This window comes from Pseudomonas sp. 10(2024), from assembly GCF_045164175.1.
Lineage (GTDB): Bacteria > Pseudomonadota > Gammaproteobacteria > Pseudomonadales > Pseudomonadaceae > Aquipseudomonas > Aquipseudomonas alloputida.
Genome location: NZ_CP174006.1, coordinates 3,456,614 through 3,476,824 on the forward strand (window position 1 = coordinate 3,456,614; position 20,211 = coordinate 3,476,824).

Annotated in this window: 18 protein-coding genes; 8 read left to right on the forward strand and 10 right to left on the reverse strand. The window is 63.8% G+C overall.

Going from position 1 to position 20,211, the window contains the following annotated elements:
- Positions 1–150 precede the first annotated feature (150 nt).
- The 5 genes from pedH to pedF form a co-directional block, all read right to left on the reverse strand.
- Positions 151–1,938, reverse strand: a complete 1,788-nt coding sequence (pedH, locus tag ACI7M0_RS15680) for a PQQ-dependent alcohol dehydrogenase PedH (RefSeq protein ID WP_019436699.1) — start codon at positions 1,936–1,938, stop codon at positions 151–153.
- 195 nt (positions 1,939–2,133) lie between these two features.
- Complete coding sequence (locus ACI7M0_RS15685) at positions 2,134–3,057, reverse strand: quinoprotein relay system zinc metallohydrolase 1 (protein ID WP_405314358.1); 924 nt, start codon at positions 3,055–3,057, stop codon at positions 2,134–2,136.
- A gap of 38 nt (positions 3,058–3,095) precedes the next feature.
- Positions 3,096–3,857 (reverse strand): quinoprotein dehydrogenase-associated SoxYZ-like carrier, encoded by a 762-nt coding sequence (locus tag ACI7M0_RS15690; RefSeq protein ID WP_019436701.1) that lies wholly within the window; start codon positions 3,855–3,857, stop codon positions 3,096–3,098.
- An 8-nt stretch (positions 3,858–3,865) separates the two neighbouring features.
- Entirely contained in the window at positions 3,866–4,741 is an 876-nt protein-coding gene (locus ACI7M0_RS15695; protein WP_012052781.1) for an ABC transporter substrate-binding protein, read from the reverse strand.
- A 5-nt stretch (positions 4,742–4,746) separates the two neighbouring features.
- On the reverse strand, positions 4,747–5,208 hold the full coding sequence (gene pedF, locus ACI7M0_RS15700; protein ID WP_010953594.1) for a cytochrome c-550 PedF: 462 nt from the start codon (positions 5,206–5,208) through the stop codon (positions 4,747–4,749).
- Between the two features lie 254 nt (positions 5,209–5,462).
- Between pedF and exaA the strand changes: the two genes are divergently transcribed.
- Positions 5,463–7,358, forward strand: coding sequence for a quinoprotein ethanol dehydrogenase (gene exaA / locus ACI7M0_RS15705; RefSeq protein ID WP_043195564.1), 1,896 nt, complete (start codon positions 5,463–5,465; stop codon positions 7,356–7,358).
- 66 nt (positions 7,359–7,424) lie between these two features.
- Positions 7,425–8,084: a pentapeptide repeat-containing protein gene (locus tag ACI7M0_RS15710; protein ID WP_020193825.1), complete on the forward strand. Its 660-nt coding sequence runs from the start codon at positions 7,425–7,427 to the stop codon at positions 8,082–8,084.
- A gap of 203 nt (positions 8,085–8,287) precedes the next feature.
- Here the strand turns inward: ACI7M0_RS15710 and ACI7M0_RS15715 are convergent, their stop codons facing one another.
- Together ACI7M0_RS15715 and ACI7M0_RS15720 are read right to left on the reverse strand one after the other, a co-directional pair.
- A complete protein-coding gene (locus ACI7M0_RS15715) occupies positions 8,288–8,926 on the reverse strand; it encodes a response regulator transcription factor (protein ID WP_003254098.1) in 639 nt (212 codons plus the stop codon).
- Positions 8,926–10,200, reverse strand: coding sequence for a histidine kinase (locus ACI7M0_RS15720; RefSeq protein WP_129932252.1), 1,275 nt, complete (start codon positions 10,198–10,200; stop codon positions 8,926–8,928). The genes ACI7M0_RS15715 and ACI7M0_RS15720 overlap by 1 nt, the downstream gene beginning before the upstream one ends.
- 150 nt (positions 10,201–10,350) lie before the next feature.
- On the opposite strand from ACI7M0_RS15720, the gene ACI7M0_RS15725 reads away from it, so the two are divergent.
- The 6 genes from ACI7M0_RS15725 (at position 10,351) to ACI7M0_RS15750 (ending at position 15,689) form a co-directional block, all read left to right on the forward strand.
- Positions 10,351–11,544, forward strand: coding sequence for an ABC transporter substrate-binding protein (locus ACI7M0_RS15725; RefSeq protein ID WP_129932253.1), 1,194 nt, complete (start codon positions 10,351–10,353; stop codon positions 11,542–11,544).
- A gap of 30 nt (positions 11,545–11,574) precedes the next feature.
- Positions 11,575–12,564: a YVTN family beta-propeller repeat protein gene (locus ACI7M0_RS15730; protein WP_129932254.1), complete on the forward strand. Its 990-nt coding sequence runs from the start codon at positions 11,575–11,577 to the stop codon at positions 12,562–12,564.
- On the forward strand, positions 12,561–13,301 hold the full coding sequence (locus ACI7M0_RS15735) for an ABC transporter ATP-binding protein (protein ID WP_129932255.1): 741 nt from the start codon (positions 12,561–12,563) through the stop codon (positions 13,299–13,301). The genes ACI7M0_RS15730 and ACI7M0_RS15735 overlap by 4 nt, the downstream gene beginning before the upstream one ends.
- Entirely contained in the window at positions 13,298–14,089 is a 792-nt protein-coding gene (locus ACI7M0_RS15740) for an ABC transporter permease (protein ID WP_129932256.1), read from the forward strand. Before ACI7M0_RS15735 ends, ACI7M0_RS15740 begins: the two co-directional genes overlap by 4 nt.
- Positions 14,090–14,408: 319 nt before the next feature.
- Complete coding sequence (locus tag ACI7M0_RS15745) at positions 14,409–14,969, forward strand: PQQ-dependent catabolism-associated CXXCW motif protein (protein WP_064490934.1); 561 nt, start codon at positions 14,409–14,411, stop codon at positions 14,967–14,969.
- A gap of 54 nt (positions 14,970–15,023) precedes the next feature.
- Positions 15,024–15,689: a response regulator transcription factor gene (locus ACI7M0_RS15750; RefSeq protein ID WP_003254108.1), complete on the forward strand. Its 666-nt coding sequence runs from the start codon at positions 15,024–15,026 to the stop codon at positions 15,687–15,689.
- Between the two features lie 45 nt (positions 15,690–15,734).
- Here the strand turns inward: ACI7M0_RS15750 and ACI7M0_RS15755 are convergent, their stop codons facing one another.
- From ACI7M0_RS15755 to ACI7M0_RS15765, 3 genes are all read right to left on the reverse strand, one after another.
- Positions 15,735–17,633, reverse strand: coding sequence for a NahK/ErcS family hybrid sensor histidine kinase/response regulator (locus ACI7M0_RS15755; RefSeq protein WP_129932257.1), 1,899 nt, complete (start codon positions 17,631–17,633; stop codon positions 15,735–15,737).
- Positions 17,602–18,765 carry a nitric oxide-sensing protein NosP gene (gene nosP / locus ACI7M0_RS15760; RefSeq protein ID WP_014591394.1) on the reverse strand — a complete coding sequence of 388 codons (1,164 nt, stop codon included), beginning with the start codon at positions 18,763–18,765 and terminating at the stop codon, positions 17,602–17,604. The genes ACI7M0_RS15755 and nosP overlap by 32 nt, the downstream gene beginning before the upstream one ends.
- A 140-nt stretch (positions 18,766–18,905) precedes the next feature.
- Positions 18,906–20,093 (reverse strand): porin, encoded by a 1,188-nt coding sequence (locus tag ACI7M0_RS15765; RefSeq protein WP_010953581.1) that lies wholly within the window; start codon positions 20,091–20,093, stop codon positions 18,906–18,908.
- Between the last annotated feature and the right edge of the window lie 118 nt (positions 20,094–20,211).

The following is a 20,211-nucleotide window of genomic DNA, read 5'->3' on the forward strand; positions in this document are numbered from 1 at the left end:
GGGTCGGTGCCTGTCCCACGACAGGCGATGCACCGATGGTAAGAAGCCCCGCGTGCCGGGCGAATGCATCGTTGGCAGCGGGGCTCTCGTCATTTGGTAGTAGGGCCGCTTGCCAGCAGATCAGCGGCAGCAAGCGGCAGTAGGCAGGCGTTATGGCTTGGCGCTTGCCGTTTGCTGCAACTGCTTGGGCAACTTGAAGGTCCAGAGCATGCCGCCCTGGTTGAAGTCCTTGACCCGTTTGGCCACTTCGCCGCCCCACAGCGGCACCGCGCCGCCCCAGCCGGAGACCACCGAAACGTATTGCTCGCCGTCCATTTCCCAGGTGACGGGCGAGCCAAGCACGCCTGAGCCGGTCTGGAATTCCCAGACCTTGTCGCCGGTCTTGGCGTTGAATGCCTGCAGGAAGCCCTCTGGCGTGCCCGTGAACACCAGGTTGCCCTTGGTGGTCAGCACACCGCCCCACAGCGGCGCGTAGTTCTTGTGGCGCCACACTTCCTTGCCGCTGACCGGGTCGATGGCGCGCAGCACGCCGATGTAGTCTTCATTGAGCGGCTTGATGGTGAAGCCGGCACCGAGGAACGCCGCACCTTTCTTGTAGGCGATGCCTTCGTTCCAGATGTCCATGCCCCACTCGTTGGACGGCACGTAGAACAGCCCTGTGTCCTTGTTGTAGGCCATCGGCATCCAGTTCTTGGCGCCGAGGAAGGCCGGCGCGACGAACACCGAGCTGCCCTTGGCCTCGCTGCCGGGTGCGCCCGGGCGGCTGGCGTCGTTGTAGATCGGCCGGCCGTCCTTGTCCAGGCCAGTGGCCCAGGTGATCTTGTCCACGAAGGGGAAGCCGCGGATGAACTTGCCGTTGGTGCGGTCGAGCACGTAGAAGAAACCGTTGCGGTCGGCCGTAGCGGCAGCCTTGACCTCCTTGCCGCCGTCCTTGTAGTTGAACGAGATCAGCTCGTTGACGCCGTCGAAGTCCCAGCCGTCATGCGGCGTGCTCTGGAAGTGCCACTTGATGGTGCCGTCGTCCGGGTTCAGTGCCAGGCGTGAGGAGGAGTACAGGTTGTCACCGGGGCGCAGGTGCGAGTTCCACGGCGCCGGGTTACCGGTACCAAACAGGATCAGGTTGGTTTCCGGGTCGTAGTAACCGCCCAGCCACGGCGCGGCGCCGCCGGTCTTCCACAGGTCGCCAGGCCAGGTCTTGCCCGCCTCACCGCCGGAAATACCGTTCTCGATCGCCTTGCCATCCTTGTACACATAGCCCATGTGCCCTTCCACGGTGGGGCGCATCCACAGCAGCTCGCCGTTTTCCGGGTTGTAGGCCTGGATCTTGCCCACCACACCGAACTCGCCGCCGGCAACGCCTGTGATCAGCTTGCCATTGACGATCATCGGCGCGGCGCTGATGGAGTAGCCTTCTTTGTGGTCGGCGACCTTCTTGCTCCAGACCACCTTGCCGGTGTCCTTGTTCAGGGCCACCAGCTTGGCGTCCAGCGTGCCGAAGAACACCAGGTTGCCGTACAGCGCGACGCCGCGGTTGATCACGTCGCAGCAGGGGCGGATGTCATCCGGCAGACGTGCATCGTATTGCCACAGTTTCTTGCCGGTGCGGGCATCCACGGCGAACACCCGCGAGTAGGAGCCGGTCAGGTACATCACCCCGTCCTTGATCAGCGGCTGGGCCTGCTGGCCGCGCTGCTTCTCTCCGCCAAAGGAGAATGCCCAGACCGGGCGCAGTTCCTTGACGTTATTGACGTTGAGCAGGTCCAGCGGGCTGTAGCGCTGGCCCTGCACGCCCAGGCCATTGGTCACGATCTGCTGCGGGTTCTTCGGGTCCTGGAGGATTTCTTCATTGCTGACAGCGGCGTGAGCCGCGCCGGCAAGCAGCATGGCGCTGAGCACCAGGCTCACGGCGAACAAGGGGCGACGTGGGGATCGGGTCATGACGGCTACCTTTGGTTTTTTTGTTGTGCCCGGGAAAATTTCCCGGTGTGTCGGGAATTCTTGGTCCCGACCCGATTGCCAACAATTGCTCGCAGTGCGGAGTTTTCTAGTTCCTTGGTAGGGGCCTGAGCGATGGGTGGGTGCAGACATAGAGCGCTGCGTGGGCGGCGCGGGGGCTCACAGGCACCGTAAATGTCAGGGCAAGCGCTGTAACTGCTGGCGCTCGTAACGCGGGTACAGGTGGCTGACACTGCGGATCAGCTCATAGCGCGTCAGGCTGATCCCGGCAAACCGTTCGGGAATGGGGCTGCGGATCATCTCGGCCATGTCGTCACCGCGCGCCGCGCCATCACGCATCAGGCCATCGAGCCAGCCCAGGTAGTCACGCATTTGCACGAACGGCTGCGCATCACTGGCCAAGGGGCCATGCCCGGGTACAAGCTGTTTCCAGGGCAGTGCCTGCAGGGTATCCAGGTCCTTGAGCCACACGTCCAGCCCCGGGCTGTTGGGCGTGGTCAGGGCGCGGTCGTAGAACACCAGGTCGCCGGCAAACAGCACGCCGGTCTTTTCATCGAAAATCGCCAGGTCGGCCCCCGTATGCCCGCCCAGCCCCAGCAACCTCAGGCGGTGCCCGCCCACCTCATGCACCCCCGGCTGCAGCACCCGGGTCGGCAGCACCACCTCGGTACCGCGCATCCAGTCGCCGACCAGGCGATACATGTTCTCGGCCATGGCATCGCCTTGCTGGCGCAGCAGGTCGCGGGTGCCGGCCAGGGCACCGATCGGCACATCGGCAAAGGCCTGGTTGCCCAGCACATGGTCCGGATGATGATGGGTCAGCAGCACCTCCACTACCGGCTTGTCGGTGAGGGTGGCAATTGCCTTGCGCAATGCCTCGCCATAGCCTTTCGACGGCCCGCTGTCGATCACCACCACACCGCTGTCGGTGACGATGAACGCGGTGTTGACCACATTGCCGCCATTGGCCTTGGCGAAATTGTCGGTGCTGCCTTCCAGCAACCAGGTGCCCTCGGCGATCTGCCGGGGTGTGAGCCAGTACGCCAGATCAGCCTGGGCCGGCAGCCCCAGGCACAGCAGCAACAACAGGATCCAACGCATGATGGTGCCTCGGGTCAGGGTGAAATCAGACAACGCGCTCAGGGCAGCGCCGCCTCGAACTGGTTGCCGCTGTTGTCCCGCAACAGCAGCCGTGTTGGCCCGGGGCCCTGAATGTCAAAGCCCAGGTTGGGGTTTTCGCTGACCGCCGGGTACAGCTCCAGGCTGGCCAGGCGCTGGCCATCTGCACCTTGCAACTCGGCATGGTTGAGAAAGAACTCAGGAATGCCGCTGACCAGGCCGTTATCCATGGGGTGGGCCACCTGCAGGCGCAGGCGGCTGCTGTCGCCACGCGGGTAGCGCCCGCCCAGCACCTCCCCGAGGTGCTCCTCCCAGCCGGGCTGGGTGCGCACCACGCTGGGTGCAGTACAACCGCCGCCGGCAGCATCGATCAGGGTCGAACCAACGTGCCACAGGCCATCGCGTGTCAGTACGGCGGCGCGCAACGGTGTGGCCTGTTCGATGCGGATGCGGATCGACAACCAGGGCAACACGCGCTCGCCGGGCTGAAAGTCGACGATGCGCGGCAGAGGGTTCAGTTCTGCCCAGGCGATAATCCGCACCACATCGCCCGTGAACGCCCGGGCGTCGATCTCCAGCGGTACCTGCCGTGCATCCTCGGCAAAGGGCGGCGCCAGAAGCTTCACACGGTCATCGAACACGAACGCCGCCTGCCCCAGCAACTGCTTGTGGTAGAAGTCCCACATCACGGAAGGCACCGGGTCTGTGTGGGTGCCTTGTGTCGCAGCCTGGGCGGCCCAGGGCATCCAGCAGGCCAGCAGGAAAGTTGCTCGCCAGTTCATGGCCACTCCTATTGATACATCTCCGGGACCTCGTAACGCAGGCCGTATGCGGCATACATCGCCTTGAGCCGGCCATCGCGAATCATCGCTTCCATGGCCTCCTCCACGGCATAGGCCAGCTGCCGGTTGCTTTCATGTACGGCCATGCCGATTTCCCAGGCCTGTTTGCCAAGGTTCGGGTAGGCGTTTTCTGCCAAGGCCAGTTGCGGGTCGGCGGCCTGGTGCAGCTGCCAGTCAACTTCGCCGCGCATCGCCATCACTGCGTCTACCTGGCCGGCCTGCATCGCAGCAAAAGCCTGCTGCACGCTGGGGTAATGATGGGTCCTGGCGCTGAGCATGCCGTTGAACACCGACGTCAGGTAAAACGACGGCACGCTGTCCACCTCGACCCCGATAGGATGCTGCTGGAATACCGCGACACTGGCCACTGAGGCCAGGCGACGGCGATCGTAGGCCACCTGCCAACGCTCCTGCTGATAGGGGCCGAACATCACCACCTGGGCGTTTTCCAGCTCCCCCAGCTCGTTGCGCCGCTGCGCGTAGGCGCGATCGTAAGGCACCCGCATCATCAGGTCGGCCAATTGCTGATGACGCAGCGGGCTGCCACGCCAGATGTAGTCGCGCAGGTCATCGTCGAGCTTTTCTCCGGGTGGCGCCCAGATCAGTTGCAGGCGTACCCCCAAGGCCGTGGCCAGGGCCTGCGCCAGCTCCACATCGACACCACGCGGCTGGCCGTGGTCCTGAAAACTGTAGGGGGCGAAATCCTTGTACACCGCCACCTTGAGCTCGCCGGCGGCGATGATCGCGTCATAGTTGCGCACCTGCGCCTGGGCCGCCGCGCAACACAGCAGCAGGCCACTCAACAGCACCGCCCACAGACGCATGGCCGTCACTCCTCGACGTGCACGCTGTCCAGGTAGGTGCGCACCGCCCACAGGGCTTCCTGGCTGAGGTAATCGGCCATCTTCGGCATGTACACGCGGCCGTCGCGAACCGCGCCGTGGCGTACCCGCTCGACGAACCATTCATCGCCGGCATCACCCGCGTCGAGCATGCGCAAGTCAGGCGCGATACCACCAGACTTGGCCTCCAGGCCATGACAGGCAGCGCAGTTCTGGTTGTAGGCCGAGGCGCCGATTTCCACGGCCTTGTCGTGCTCGGGCGAGCTGCGGTACGGGTTGACCGCGGCCCAGCCGTCGCCGTCCAGGCTCACGCCAGTGTCCTTGATCGGGGTCAGGCCCTTGGTCTCCACTGCCTGGGGCACCACGTTGCCATGGGCCCAGGCTGTACCGGTCAGCACGGCTGCGGCCAGCAACCCAGCAGCAAGCAACACATTGCATTTTGTTGTCATTGTTATGCCCTCACCATTGCACACAAAGCCTCAACCACAGAGGCCGTGCCGCCATCTTAGAAACAGCCCGCGGGCGGCCGAATGCTGCTTTGGTGGCCGGGCCTTAATCCCTTGGTAGTAGGGCTTGTGGCGAAGGGCCAATTGAGGTGCCGCGCGGGAACTATTCCCGGCAAGGGCGGGACTTTTTCCGTATCCCGCGATAGCCGCTGCGCCCCACCCTGTGCAGGCCAAAACCTCCACTGGGAACTGCAACCATGACAATAAGATCGCTACCCGCCCTTTCCCCGCTGGCCCTGAGCGTGCGCGTCCTGCTAATGGCCGGTAGCCTGGCCCTGGGCAATGTGGCAACAGCGGCCAGCACACCCGCTGCACCTGCCGGCAAGAACGTCACCTGGGAAGACATCGCCAATGACCACCTGACCACCCAGGACGTGCTGCAGTACGGCATGGGCACCAATGCCCAGCGCTGGAGCCCGCTGGCCCAGGTCAATGACAAGAACGTGTTCAAGCTGACCCCGGCCTGGTCCTACTCCTTCGGCGACGAGAAGCAGCGCGGCCAGGAATCCCAGGCCATCGTCAGCGATGGCGTGGTCTACGTCACCGGCTCGTACTCACGGGTATTCGCCCTCGATGCCAAGACCGGCAAACGCCTGTGGACCTACAACCACCGCCTGCCCGACAACATTCGTCCCTGCTGTGACGTGGTCAACCGCGGGGCGGCGATCTACGGCGACAAGATCTACTTTGGCACCCTCGATGCGCGTGTCATCGCCCTCGACAAGCGCACCGGCAAAGTGGTGTGGAACAAGAAGTTCGGCGACCACGGCGCCGGCTACACCATGACCGGTGCGCCAGTGCTGATCAAGGACAAGACCAGCGGCAAGGTGCTGCTGATCCACGGCAGCTCCGGCGATGAATTCGGCGTGGTCGGCCAGCTGTTCGCACGCGACCCGGACACCGGCGAAGAAGTGTGGATGCGGCCCTTCGTCGAGGGCCACATGGGCCGCCTGAACGGCAAGGACAGCACCCCGACCGGTGACGTCAAGGCGCCGTCCTGGCCAGACGACCCTACCACCGAAACCGGCAAGGTCGAAGCCTGGAGCCACGGCGGCGGAGCCCCTTGGCAAAGCGCGAGCTTCGACCCCGAAACCAACACCATCATTGTCGGCGCTGGCAACCCCGGCCCTTGGAATACCTGGGCGCGCACGTCGAAAGACGGCAACCCGCATGACTTCGACAGCCTGTACACCTCCGGCCAGGTCGGCGTCGACCCGAGTACCGGCGAGGTCAAGTGGTTCTACCAGCACACCCCCAACGATGCCTGGGACTTCTCCGGCAACAACGAGCTGGTGCTGTTCGACTACAAGGACAAGAACGGCAACGTGGTCAAGGCCACCGCCCACGCCGACCGCAACGGCTTCTTCTATGTGGTCGACCGCAACAACGGCAAGCTGCAGAACGCCTTCCCCTTCGTCGACAACATCACCTGGGCCAGCCATATCGACCTGAAGACCGGGCGCCCGGTGGAAAACCCTGGCCAACGCCCGGCCAAGCCGCTGCCGGGTGAAACCAAGGGCAAGCCGGTGGAAGTCTCGCCACCGTTCCTGGGCGGCAAGAACTGGAACCCCATGGCCTACAGCCAGGACACCGGGCTGTTCTACATCCCCGGCAACCAGTGGAAAGAGGAATACTGGACCGAGGAAGTGAACTACAAGAAGGGCTCGGCTTATCTGGGCATGGGCTTCCGTATCAAGCGCATGTACGACGACCATGTCGGCACGTTGCGCGCCATGGACCCGACCACCGGCAAGCTGGTGTGGGAACACAAGGAACACCTGCCGCTGTGGGCCGGGGTGTTGGCGACCAAGGGCAACCTGGTGTTCACCGGCACGGGCGACGGCTTCTTCAAGGCCTTCGACGCCAAGACGGGCAAAGAGCTGTGGAAGTTCCAGACCGGCAGCGGCATCGTCTCGCCGCCCATCACCTGGGAACAGGACGGCGAGCAGTACATCGGCGTAACCGTGGGCTACGGCGGTGCGGTACCGCTGTGGGGTGGCGACATGGCCGAGCTGACCAAACCGGTGGCTCAGGGTGGCTCGTTCTGGGTGTTCAAGATCCCGAGCTGGGACAACAAGACTGCACAGCGTTGACCTGCAGCGGGGAGCGGCCTGCGCCCCTCCCCGTTTCTGCCCTTCTCCTGACCGGAGGCTTTTGCCATGAATTACCTGCCCTTGACCTTGCTGCTGGCGCTATCCCCTGCCCTGGCAGTGAACGCCGACGACGCCGGCAACGATACCCCCTTGACCATCAACGGCTGCGTGATTGCCGAAGCCAGCCAGTGCCCGGGCGCCAACCTGCGCGGCGCCAACCTGGCCAACCAGGACCTGCGCAAGATGAACCTGGCCGGTGCCGACCTGCGCGATGCCGACCTGCGTCACGCCCAGCTGGACCTGGCAAATCTGGAAAAAGCCCGCCTGCAAGGTGCCAACCTGACCCGCGCCAGCCTGCAACAAAGCAATCTGCGCCTGGCCGACCTGAGCAACAGCAAGCTGGTGGCCATTCAAGGCTGGGGCTTGTTCGCCCAGGGCGCACAGTTTGAAAAGGCGGACCTGCGCGCAGCCTACCTGCAATTCGCCAGGCTGTCCGGGGCAAAGCTGCAGCAGGCCAACTTGCAGGCGGCGGACCTGGAGATGGCCTGGTTGAGCAAGGCCGACCTGCAAGAGGCCAACCTGGGCGATGCCAACCTACAGGAAGCCAAGTTTGGCCAGAGCAACCTGGCACGCGCCGATTTGCGCGGGGCGCGGCAGCATTACGGGAATTTTCAGGAGGCCAACATGGAGGGGTGCAAGGGGTGCCCTGAAACCTGGGACAAATGAGGCCTGTAGGAGCGGGTTTACCCGCGAAAGGGCCGGGCCTGCTGGCCAATTTCCACCAGCCATTCACCGTTGCCGCCGCTACCGTATTCGCGGGTAAACCCGCTCCTACACACACAGATCGGTGGTAGACACATGTCGGGGGGGACACATTCCGTGGTGCGCGGTGGGCTGTGACGCTGCCCCAACAGGTGCAGTGAAATACCTCACCCCGCCACCCGCACCACCCCCAGGTCAATCCCCAGATGCACCAGTTCGGCATGCGAGCTGACCTGCAACTTGCTCTTGAGCAAGGTCAGGTGGTTGGACACAGTCTTGGCACTGATACACAACTGCTCGGCAATCACCCGCGCCGGGGTACCCTTTGCCAGCATCGTGAATATCTCCAGTTCGCGCTGGGTCATGCGCTGCAACCGGGGGTCACTGGTGCTTTGCTGTGACAGGCAAGCCAGCTGGGTGGCCAGGGGCTGCTCGATGTAGGCATGCCCGGCCAATACCCGCTGCACCGCCTCGATCAGCACCTCGGGCGCAGAGTTCTTGGTCAGGTAGCCCGAAGCCCCCGCATCCAGCGCCTGGCGCACCAGCGGCAGCTCGTCGTGCATGCTGAAAAACAGCACCCGCAACTGCGGCAGGCGCTGGCGCAGACGGCGGGTGGTTTCCAGGCCACTGATACCGGGCAGGCCAAAGTCCATGATCACCAGGTTGGGCACCTGCTCCTGTACCCTGGCCAGCGCCTCTTCACCACTGGCGGCCTCACGCACCTGCACCAATGGCAGCACCGCCCGCAGCAAGCTGGCGTAGCCCTGGCGGACCACGGCGTGGTCATCGACCAACACGATATTCATCACACCTCCTGGGGAATGTTAAGGGCCAGCGCCCAGCCACCGCCCGGGCGGCTGAAAATGCGTAACTCCCCCCCAAGGCTGCGGGCGCGCTCGGCCATCGAGTGCAGGCCTACCCCTGGGCGCTGGGGCTGGTGGGCGCCGCAGCCGTTGTCGCGAATGAACAGGCGCAAGCCCTTGCGACTGCGCTGCAGGCGTACCCGCACCTGGCTGGCACCGGCATGCCGGGCGACGTTGGTCAACGCCTCCTGCAGCAAGCGGTACAAATGCGTTCTGCTCGGCCCAGTCAGCGTCGGCAAGTGCTCGCCAACCCGCAGCCGGCATTCGATACCCTGGCTGGCCTGCCACTGGCCCACCAACAGCCCGAAGGCCTCGGCCAGCGGCATGTAGTGCAGCGCCACCGGATACAAGTTGTGCACCAGCGCGCGAAAACCTTGCTGCAGGCGCTCGCAATTGAATTCAAGGGCCTGCGCCGTCTGCGTCACCACTTCAGGCTGTTCGGCCACCATACGCAGCAGGCATAGCTGGGCACGCATGCCTGCCAGGTATTGCCCCAGATCATCGTGCAGGGTCTGCGCCAGCTGGGTACGCTCCTGCTCCTGCACCGCCAGCAGGGCCTGGGTCAGCTGGGCATTGTCGGCCTGGGCCTGCTCCAAGGCTGCGGCCATGCGGTTGAAATGTTTGGCCAACTGGCGCGCTTCCGGCAGGCCGGCTTCGCGCAGGCGTGCCGTCAATTGCCCGCCCGAGACCTGGTGCAAGGCACCCAGCAGTTCATCCAGCAGGCCCATGGCCCGCCGCACCGCCCAGCGGATGGTCAACAAGCTCAGCAACAACGCCAGGCCACAAACGCCAAGCAGTTGTTGCAGGGAGTCCCAGACTTCATCGATTTCATCCCGCGCATCCACGGCAATCAACACGCGGCGGCCATCACTCAAGTCCAGCAGCCGGCTGCTGTGGTAGCGCTCGCCGAACAACTGGCGGCCGAGCCAGGCATCCATACCGGCCTCTTGCGGCAGCCTTGGCACCTCACCCGCTGCCAGCCAGTGCACCCGCACATGGCGCAGGCTCTTGGTCAAGCCGGGCTGCAGGTTTGCCGGGTCGCGTTCGGCGGTGTCGCCCAGGTACGCCACCACGGCTTCGGCTGACTGCAACTCACGCTCGACGTCGGCCACCGCCTGGTGCAACAGCACCCCGGCACAAGCCAGCGTCACCAAGGCGAAGCACAACGTGACCCAGAGGTTGACTCGCCACAGGGCCGACAAGTTGACAAGGCGCACAAGCGGTTCTCCTCAGGCTGTTGTGGACCATCGTAAAACTGCAGCCTGCGCACTGAATTACTACCTTGGTACCGGCCGAGCGCTACTTTCTGCATATTCCCCCCTCCCGGCGGGCTTCCTATGCTGGCGCCATCTGCCGTGGAGTGTGTTATGCGCCAGCCTGCCCACCTTGCCTTGACCTGCCTGCTGGCCTTGGCCGCAACGCTGGCTACGCCCCTGGCGCCCGCTGCTCAGGGCCAGGCCGCAGCCCCGTTGCAGATACGCATCGGCTACCTGGGCTATCGCCCCGCCGCTGGCCCGCTGCTGTCCAACGTCATCCCCGAACCCGGCGATGCCGGGCTCCAAGGTGCCGAACTGGCCATTGTCGACAGCAACAGCACCGGGCGCTTCCTGAAGCAGCAATTTCAGCTGACCAGCGCCAATGTCGACAGCCCCGAGGCCCTGCTGCAAGCCGCCAGGGCCCAGCATGAACAAGGCCTGCGCCTGTTCGTGGTGAATGCCCCGGCCGCCAGCCTGCGCGCGCTGTCTGCCGCCCTGCCCGACAGCCTGTTGTTCAACGCCGGCAGCCCCGACGACAGCCTGCGCAGCAGCCAGTGCCTGGGCAATGTCCTGCACAGCCTGCCGAGCCGGGCCATGCTGGCCGATGCCTTGGCGCAGTTTCTGGTGCTGCGCAAATGGCAACGGGCATTGCTGGTGGTCGGCCAGACCCCGGACGACCAGGCTTACGCCGCTGCCCTGCGGCGGTCGGTGAAGCGCTTTGGCGTGCAACTGGTCGCGGAGAAAACCTGGACCTTCGACAACGACCAGCGCCGCAGCGCCCAGGCCGACATGCCGCTGTTCACCCAGACTGCCGAATACGACGTGGTACTGGTGGCAGACGAGCGCGGTGACTTCGGCGAGTACCTGCCCTACCAGACGTGGTATCCACGCCCGGTGGCCGGTACCCAGGGCCTGACCCCCACGGGCTGGCACAAGACGGTGGAAACCTTCGGGGCGGCACAGTTGCAAAAACGCTTCGAGGCCCAAGCCGGGCGCTGGATGAATGACCGTGACTTCGCCGCCTGGATGGCTGTACGCAGTGTCGCCAGTGCGGCCAGCAAGCTGCGCCTGGCCGAACCTCGCGCGGTTCAGCAACTGCTGCTCAGCGAGCAGTTGCCGCTGGACGGCTTCAAGGGGCGCAAGCTCAGTTACCGCCCGTGGAACGGCGAACTGCGCCAGCCGATCCCGTTGGTTCAGCCCCGCGCCCTGGTCAGCACCTCGCCGCAGGAGGGCTTCCTGCATCCCTTCAACGAAATGGACAGCCTGGGCTATGACAAGCCCGAAGTGACGTGTAGCTACCCCTGACCCGACAACCACAACAATAAGGAATCCGCCATGCGCCGCCCCCTCTTCCACCGGGCCCTGATTTACCCCAGCCTGCTGTCGGGCGCCCTGGCGCTGGCCAGCAGTCACGCCATGGCTGCCACCGCCTGGGTCTCCAACGAGAAGGACAACAGCCTCAGCCTGATCGACCTGCAAACGCTGGAAGTCACCGAAACCCTGCCGGTGGGCCAGCGCCCGCGTGGCTTGCTGCTGTCACACGACAGCAAGCTGCTGTACATCTGCGCCAGCGACTCGGACCGGGTGCAGGTGATGGACGTGGCCACCCGCAAGATCATCAAGGAGCTGCCTTCCGGCAAGGACCCCGAGCAGTTCGCCCTGCACCCCAACGACCGCTGGCTGTATGTATCAAACGAGGACGATGCGCTGGTGACGGTGATCGACACCGTCACCGACAAGGTGCTCGGGCAGATCGAAGTCGGCATCGAACCCGAAGGCATGGCGGTCAGCCCCGACGGCAAGTGGGCGGTCAACACCAGCGAAACCACCAACATGCTGCACTGGATCGACACCAGCACCCAGACCCTGGCCGACAGCACGCTGGTCGACCAGCGCCCGCGCTTCGTCGAGTTCAGCAAAGACGGTTCGCGCCTGTGGGCCTCGGCAGAAATCGGCGGCACGGTGACCATACTCGACGTGGCCACGCGCCAGGTGCTGAAAACCCTGAACTTCCAGATCAAGGGCGTGCACCCGGACAAAGTCCAGCCAGTGGGCATCAAGCTCAGCGCCGATGGCAAGTACGCCTTCGTCGCCTTGGGCCCGGCCAATCACGTGGCGGTGATCGATGCCAAGACCTTTGATGTGCTCGACTACCTGCTGGTCGGGCGGCGGGTCTGGCAGCTGGCATTCACCCCGGATCAGCGCCAGTTGCTGGCCACCAACGGTGTCAGCGGTGACGTTTCGGTCATCGATGCGAAGCAGCTCAAAGTGCTCAAGTCGGTGAAGGTCGGGCGCTACCCCTGGGGCGTGGTGGTGACACCATGAACGCCCTCGACGTCAGTGACGTGAGCTTTGCCTATGGCCAGCGCGAGGCACTCCGGCAGGTCGGTTTCAGCCTGGCACCCGGGCGCTTCGCCGCATTGCTGGGCCCCAATGGTGCCGGCAAGTCGACCTTGATCGCCCTGCTCACGCGCCTGTACGACCTGCAGCATGGCGACATCCGCGTGTGCGGCTGCTCGCTACGCAACGCTGCACGCCCGGCCTTGCGCCAGCTGGGTGTGGTGTTTCAGCAAAGCACCCTGGACCTGGACCTGAGCGTTGAGCAGAACCTGCGCTACCACGCCGCCTTGCATGGCCTGTCGCGGCGCCAGAGCAACCTGCGGGTCGAGGCCGAACTGGCCCGCCAAGGCCTTGGTGAACGCCGGCGCGATCGTGTGCGTGAGCTGAACATCGGCCATCGGCGGCGGGTGGAAATTGCCCGCGCGCTGCTGCATGAACCGCGCCTGCTGCTACTGGACGAAGCCAGCGTCGGCCTCGACCCGGCCAGCCGCCTGGCGCTTAACCAGCACCTGCGCCGGTTGTGCCGCGAGCAGCAGCTCAGTGTGTTGTGGGCCACTCACCTGCTGGACGAAGTGCAGCCCAGCGATGACCTGTTGATTCTGCATCAGGGGCGCCTGGTGGCCAGTGGCACCGCCGATGCGCTGAGCCTTGAGCACGGCGGTGACCTCGATCACGCCTTTGCCCGCCTGACCAACGCCCCCTCAGGAGCCAACGCCCGATGAACGCTTACTGGCAATGTTTCAACGGCATCATGCTGCGCGAATGGCTGCGCTTCGTGCTGCAGCGTACACGCCTGCTCAGCGCGCTGGTGCGCCCGCTGCTGTGGTTGCTGGTATTCGCTGCCGGGTTTCGCGCAGCGCTGGGCATTGCCATCATCGAACCCTACGACACCTACATCCCCTACGAGGTGTACATCATCCCCGGCCTGGCCTGCATGATTCTGCTGTTCAACGGCATGCAGGGCTCATTGTCGATGGTCTACGACCGCGAGATGGGCAGTATGCGCGTGTTGCTGACCAGCCCGCTGCCGCGCCCGTTCCTGCTGGGCAGCAAACTGCTGGCAACTTCATTGATTTCCCTGCTGCAAGTCTATGCCTTCCTCGCCATCGCCTGGTTATACGGGGTACAGCCACCGGATGCGGGCTTGCTGATGGCCCTGCCGGCATTGCTACTGGTGGCCTTCATGCTCAGCGCCTTGGGCTTGTTGCTGTCGAACGCAATCCGCCAGCTGGAGAACTTTGCCGGGGTGATGAACTTCGTGATCTTCCCGCTGTTCTTCCTGTCGTCGGCGCTGTACCCGTTGTGGAAAATGCGCGAGGCCAGCCAGTGGTTGTACTGGCTGTGTGCTGTGAACCCGTTCACCCATGCCGTAGAGCTGGTGCGGTTTGCACTTTATGAGCGGTTGAACCTGCTGGCGCTGGCAGTGTGCCTGGGCTTGACCGGGCTGTTCACCCTGCTGGCGATCCTCACCTTCAACCCCCAGCATGCAGCGCTGCGCAAGCCGCGCTGAAACCTGGCGTGTAACGCGGATAGTGTGTGGGAGCGGCCTTGTGTCGCGATTGGGCTGCGCAGCAGCCCCGGCCATGTGTGCGGTGCAGCTGAAATCGGGGGCCGCTTTGCGGCCCTTTCGCGACGCAAGGCCGCTCCCACACGGATCGCGCCAGCTTTCAGAAATTGAGCAAGACAGTTGCCCCCGCACCTTGGGCGTCTCCATGCCTTCAGGCGCCCGGCCATCTACTACTTTAGTACTGCATTTACTGTCTATCGTCGCATTCACAAAGCACCGCCACTGGCATGTAATGAGTCCATAACAAAAAGGAAAAACCGCCATGCCACGTGCCCTGCCCCGGCTGCCACGCCCTTTGCTGGCGGTACTTTCGCTGAGCCTGACGCTAGGTATCGCCCAGGCTGACACGGCGCCGCTGTTCTCCGCCGACGGCTATCGCACCACGCACTATCGCAGCCCGACCCCGCAACAGGTCGAAGGCGGCCAGGTCGTCGACACCGCCACATTGCAAGGCCTGCTGGGCCAGACGCCCCGGCCGGTGCTGATCGACGTCTATCGCCGTCAATGGCTGCAAGGTCGCTTCATCGAAGACGAACCGCACAGCAACCTCCCCGGCAGCCTGTGGCTGGCCAACACCGGCGACGGCGAACTGAACCCGGCCTGGCAGGACTACTTCGTGCGCAACCTGCAAAAAGCCACGGCCGGGCACCCGGACCAACCTTTGGTCTTTTACTGCCGCTCCGATTGCTGGTTAAGCTGGAACGCGGTAAAACGCGCGAAAGCCTTGGGCTATAACAACCTGTATTGGTACCGCGACGGCCTGGATGCCTGGCAGCAAGCCAACCTGCCATTGCAGCCGGCACAACCGGTGCCGTTCCCCTGAAATGCCTGCGTATGCGTGCCCCGCTCCATCCAATAAAAACAAGGTGAAAAGGCCATGTACAAAATTCTGATTGCCGACGATCACCCCCTGTTTCGCGAAGCCATCCACAATGTCATCAGCGATGGTTTCCAGGGCAGCGAGGTCATGGAGACCGCCGACCTTGAAAGCGCCCTGGCCCTGACCCAGGCGCATGACGACCTCGACCTGATCCTGCTCGACCTGAACATGCCCGGCATGCACGGCCTCAACGGCCTGATCACCCTGCGCAACGAGGCGCCGACCACGCCGGTGGTCATCGTTTCGGCCGAGCAGGAAAAGCAGATCGTGCTGCAGGCCATTACCTACGGTGCCGTGGGCTTCATCACCAAGTCGTCGCCACGCTCACAGATGATCGAAGCGATCGAGCAGATCCTCAATGGCAACGTCTACCTGCCGCCAGACATCATCCGCGCGCAAAAAAGCAGTACCAGCCGGCGCCATAACGATGCCCCGAGCTTCCCGCCGGAAATGCTCCAGGCCCTGACCCGCAAGCAACTGCTGGTGCTCGAGCGCATGACCAAAGGCGAATCGAACAAGCAGATCGCCTACACGCTGGACATCGCCGAAACCACAGTCAAGGCCCACGTTTCGGCGATCTTGCGCAAGCTCAATGTGCACAATCGGGTACAAGCTATCCTCAGTGCTGGCGATATCGATTTTGCTGATTATCTGCGCCGTTGACCTGTTCCGGGCGCTTCGCGGGTAAACCCGCGAAGCGGCCAACCGCTATGCCACGCCACTCGCCAGTAGATGGCTCATCGCCGTCTTGAGCTTCATCGGCCGTACGGGCTTGTGCATCAGTGTGTGACCCAGCTCGCGGATCTGCTGCTTGAGATCGTTGCTGTAGTTGGCAGTGATCATCAGCGCCGGTAGCGGCTGGGCGCGGCGGGCATTGATCCGGGCTACGGCGTCGACACCATTGCAGTCATTGTCCAGGTGGTAGTCGGCAATCAGCAGGTCGGCCTCGGCGTGGTAGTTGTCCACCTGGCGCGCCAGGTCTTCCTCCGACAGCGCAGTGACCACCCGGCAGCCCCAACCTTCCAGCAAGGTGCGCATGCCCGCGCAAATCGCCGCATCGTTATCCAGCACCCACACCCGCGCCCCGCGCAGGCGTTCGAGCATCGGCTCGCAGATCGCCTGGCTCGGCTGGGCCTTGGGTGCAGTGGCGCTCAGCGGCACCTCGACAGCGAACACCGAGCCCTTGCCCAGCCATGAACGCACACGGATCCGGTGGCCGAGGATGCCGGCGATCTTCTCCACGATTGCCAGGCCCAGGCCCAGGCCACGGTCCTGGTCCGGGCGCTGCACATCACCCCGCTTGAACTCCAGGAACATGTCTTCCAGGTGTTCTTCGGCAATGCCGATGCCGCTGTCCCAAACTTCAATCCGCACGCCACCGCGCAGGCGCCGACACCCCAGCACCACGCGCCCGCTGCGGGTGTAGCGGATGGCATTGCTGAGCAGGTTGCGCAAGATGCGCGCCAGCAGCTGGATGTCACTGCGCACGACGGCAGAACACCCCACAAAATGCAGCTCTAACCCTTCGCTACGCGCCACCTGGGCGTATTCGGCAGCCAGGTTGTCCATCAGTTCGTGGAGGGCGAACGGGGCGACATCGGCCTTGATCACGCCAGCATCGAGCTTGGAAATATCCACCAGCGTGCCTAACAGGTTTTCTACATCCTCCAGCGAATTGCTGACATTACGCACCAGGTGGGCAGCGTTTTGCGGCTCGTCGCGCTCGAGCAACGCACTGGTGAACAGCCGCGCCGCGTTCAGCGGTTGCAGCAGGTCATGGCTGACCGCAGCAAGGAACTTGGTTTTCGACAGGTTGGCCTGCTCGGCCTCGCGCTTGGCCTCGCGCAGACGCGACTCGGCCTGGCTGCGCTCTTCGATTTCGCGCAACAACTGGTCGTTGAGGCTGGTCAGTTCGGCAGTGCGCTCGCGCACCCGTTGCTCCAGGTGCTGATACGCCTGGTGCAACGCCTGTGCGGTATTGCGGCGCTCGGTGATGTCGCGGATCAGCACGAAGATGCCCACCACTTCGCCACTGGCCAGGCGGTTCGGTACGTAAGAACGCAGCATGTAGCGTTCCTGCCCGTTGATATTGGTCTCGGCGAACTCGAACGTCACGCTCTCCCCCGCCAGCGCCCGCGCCACATAGCCTTCCAGGCGCTGGTAGTGCTGCTCGCTGTGGGCCTCGCGCAGGCTCTGGCCCAGCATCACGCCATGCGGCCAGCAATACCACTCTTCGTAAACCTTGTTGGTGAATTCGTAGACCAGATCGGCGTTCAGGTAGGCGATCAGTGCCGGTACGTTGTCGGTAATCAGGCGAATCTGGTGCTGGTGGGCCGTCTCGGCCCGCTGCCGGGCCTCGCTGAGCAGGCGGTTGACGGCCTTGAGCTCGGCCATGGCCTGGTTCAACGCATCGGTGCGTTCGCGCACCTGCTCGGCCAGCACCACCGAATGCTGGAACGCGGCGTATGGGTCGTTGCCCCGGGTCACGCCCGACTCGATGCGCTCGATCAGTGCGTCATTGATGCGCTGCAGCTTGTGGTTCTGATGCTGCAGCCGGGTCAGCTCGGCCTGCAGTTCAGCGACCGACAGGAGGCCGGTTGCGGGCAATGGCGACCCCGGTGAAGGTCTGGTTGATGTGCATGCCATTGAACTGTTCTCCGTAGGTGTTGAAGCCAATCACCCGTTGCTCGCGCAGGAACGCGCCGACCGGCTCCAGGCCGTGGTGGGCCTCCAGTTCCAGCCGCCGCAGGAAACAATCACAACCGATGGTCAGCAACAATGGTCCGAGACGCTGGTGCAGGCCATCGAACAGCTGGTGCAGGTTCGGCAACAGCGGGCCCGGGGTCATGGCCGTGAGCACGATGCCGTTCTCCACCGCGCAGTAGAAGCTCAAGCTGAGGTCAGGGTGCATTTGCTGAATCGCCCGCACGTAGTACTGATCATGAATGCGCACGGCCAGCGGGTGGGCGGCGAACACCCGGTGATCGAGCGCAGCCACGGGCACACCGATGTGGCGGGCATATTCCTCGGCCGCCGGCTCGGCATTCAGTTCGAAAACCCGGCGCTGGGCGCTGTCGGCACCGGTTACCACCAGCTTTTCCTGGCGCGGCAGGATGTGATGCGTGGTGAACACTTCGAAGTCGAGCCAGGTGTTGACCAGCACCACCACGGCTGCGCCGTTGTGGAATGCACCGCCGTAATACACATGGGTGCGGTTCAGGTAGTTGTCGTCACCGGCCGAGCCGCCGAAGTGCGGGATATCCCCCAGTGCTGCGCTGAGTGCGGCAAGCACCATCTCCTCGCGGCTGGACAAGCCATCGAGCAGCGTGAGTGCAAAGCTGTGGCCCTTGATTGGCGCCAGGGTATTGCTGCGGCAGGTGCCGACCAGCCGCTCGACCATCTGCTGCGCGTCGATCAAGCTGAAGCGCTCCATTTCATCGATCAACGCGGTGGCGATCGAAAAGTGCCGGTGATCGAAGCCCACCGCCGTCACGCAATTGCGGCCGTAGCCCAGCGGGGTGATTTCACCGGCGCTGGTGCAGCCGACCAGGCGTATGCCGCCAAAGTCCTGTTCCAATGCTTCGCCCAAAGCCTGCAAGTCGTATTCGGCGGAGCAGAAGAACAACACGAAACCCAGGTGCGGGTGCAGCAACTGCCGCGCCAGGTCCTGAGCGGCCAGCCGTGCGTCGGTAGCCTGAGACATGGCACTGACCACACCGTCGTTATGAGCCTGCTGCATCGTGGTCTCCGGCACGGGGTGGCTGAGTGATCAGTTTAAGGAGCGGGTGGTGGGTGACGAATGCTACTTGGGTAGCGGGTGGGCGGTTCCATGGGCGTAAAAGACCGTGTCATTCGGGGCCGCCTTGCGGCCCCGGCCGCTTACCAGGTCAACACCGCGCCCACCGCAAAGGTATCGGTGTCTTCGTTCTGCGCACTGGTGTCATGCCCGTCGATGGAAAACTGGTTGTACTCGGCAACCAGTTTCAGGTTGTCGTTGATGTCATGGAACAGCGCCACACCCCGTGTCTCGTAGTCCGCGCCGCTGCCAACCGCACCGTTGCCATCGTCCTTGGTCTTGCCATAGGACAGCGCCACGCGGTTCTTGCCGAACTTGTACGAGCCCTGCAGCAGGTAGCCATCACTGTCGACGTTGCGCAAAACCGGTTCGCCGGCATTGTTGGTGAAGAACGGGTTGATGCCTTTGGCCTGGAACCCCGAGCCGGTCAGCGACCAGCCGCCCATCTTTGCCTGCACCCCGTAACCCACCCCCTTGGAAGTGATCGTTTCTACCGTGGAGTCAGTATTGTCCGAGGTCTGGTAACTGCCGTTGACCCAGCTGTAGATCTGCGCCCCACCCAGGTCGAACTGGTAGGTGATCTCGCTCTCGGTGCGTGGGTTTTCCTGGTAGGCCTTTCCGGTCGGGCTGCTGTCGTTGGTGTCCACCGGGTCCATGATGCCCACCGCCACCCGCAAGCCCTCCATCACTGGCGTACGGTAGGTGATCTGCGAGGTAGGGAACGGGTATGGGTAACCACTGCCAATGTTGCCGAACGACACCCCGCCGCCGTCCACCAGCCCCAGGGTGTCGCTGACCTGGCCATAGCCGGCCAGCAGTTCGTCGAGCAGGATGTTGGAACGGGCGAACAGCCCGAAGTCCTTGCCGATCAGCACCTCGCCCCACTCGGGGTTGGCCACCGTGCCATAGAACTGGCGCACGTCGATGGCGGTGTCGGTGCCGTTGGTTTCACTGTCGTTGATGGTTACCCAGAACGAGGCACGGGCGCCGAGCTTCAGGTCATCCACCTGCTTGCCCATGTTGAAGCCGAGGTAGTTGGGCAAGAAGCCCATCTTCACCCGCGACTGGCGGCGGTCAAACTGCTCGCCCTCACGGTCGACCTCGCTGTTGACGTAGAAGGCGTTGATATAGCCATCGGTGGAAAACGTCGTCTGGTCCTTGTCGTACAGCATGATCTCGGCTTCGGCGACGCTGCTCAGGCCAAGCGCAGAAAAGCTGGCGATGGCGGCTGCGAGAAAACGAGGCGGCAGGTGCTTATTGTTGTTGTGCATGGCGCGCTCCAAACGGGGACGGGATGTCGGAGGCGATTATCAGAAGGCGGCAAATTGCCAGGAACGCTGCTTTGGCGTGGGGTGGCGAGTGCTTTGGGGCGGGAGGGTGCGGCCCGGT

Coding starts and splice junctions, on each gene's coding strand:
- ACI7M0_RS15740 (WP_129932256.1), top strand. CDS start 13,298: ATGAACGCTTACTGGCAATGTTTCAACGGCATCATGCTGCGCGAATGG.
- ACI7M0_RS15715 (WP_003254098.1), bottom strand. CDS start 8,926: ATGAATATCGTGTTGGTCGATGACCACGCCGTGGTCCGCCAGGGCTAC.
- exaA (WP_043195564.1), top strand. CDS start 5,463: ATGACAATAAGATCGCTACCCGCCCTTTCCCCGCTGGCCCTGAGCGTG.
- pedH (WP_019436699.1), bottom strand. CDS start 1,938: ATGACCCGATCCCCACGTCGCCCCTTGTTCGCCGTGAGCCTGGTGCTC.
- ACI7M0_RS15690 (WP_019436701.1), bottom strand. CDS start 3,857: ATGAACTGGCGAGCAACTTTCCTGCTGGCCTGCTGGATGCCCTGGGCC.
- ACI7M0_RS15730 (WP_129932254.1), top strand. CDS start 11,575: ATGCGCCGCCCCCTCTTCCACCGGGCCCTGATTTACCCCAGCCTGCTG.
- ACI7M0_RS15735 (WP_129932255.1), top strand. CDS start 12,561: ATGAACGCCCTCGACGTCAGTGACGTGAGCTTTGCCTATGGCCAGCGC.
- ACI7M0_RS15750 (WP_003254108.1), top strand. CDS start 15,024: ATGTACAAAATTCTGATTGCCGACGATCACCCCCTGTTTCGCGAAGCC.
- ACI7M0_RS15685 (WP_405314358.1), bottom strand. CDS start 3,057: ATGCGTTGGATCCTGTTGTTGCTGCTGTGCCTGGGGCTGCCGGCCCAG.
- ACI7M0_RS15695 (WP_012052781.1), bottom strand. CDS start 4,741: ATGCGTCTGTGGGCGGTGCTGTTGAGTGGCCTGCTGCTGTGTTGCGCG.
- ACI7M0_RS15710 (WP_020193825.1), top strand. CDS start 7,425: ATGAATTACCTGCCCTTGACCTTGCTGCTGGCGCTATCCCCTGCCCTG.
- ACI7M0_RS15765 (WP_010953581.1), bottom strand. CDS start 20,093: ATGCACAACAACAATAAGCACCTGCCGCCTCGTTTTCTCGCAGCCGCC.
- nosP (WP_014591394.1), bottom strand. CDS start 18,765: ATGCAGCAGGCTCATAACGACGGTGTGGTCAGTGCCATGTCTCAGGCT.
- pedF (WP_010953594.1), bottom strand. CDS start 5,208: ATGACAACAAAATGCAATGTGTTGCTTGCTGCTGGGTTGCTGGCCGCA.
- ACI7M0_RS15725 (WP_129932253.1), top strand. CDS start 10,351: ATGCGCCAGCCTGCCCACCTTGCCTTGACCTGCCTGCTGGCCTTGGCC.
- ACI7M0_RS15745 (WP_064490934.1), top strand. CDS start 14,409: ATGCCACGTGCCCTGCCCCGGCTGCCACGCCCTTTGCTGGCGGTACTT.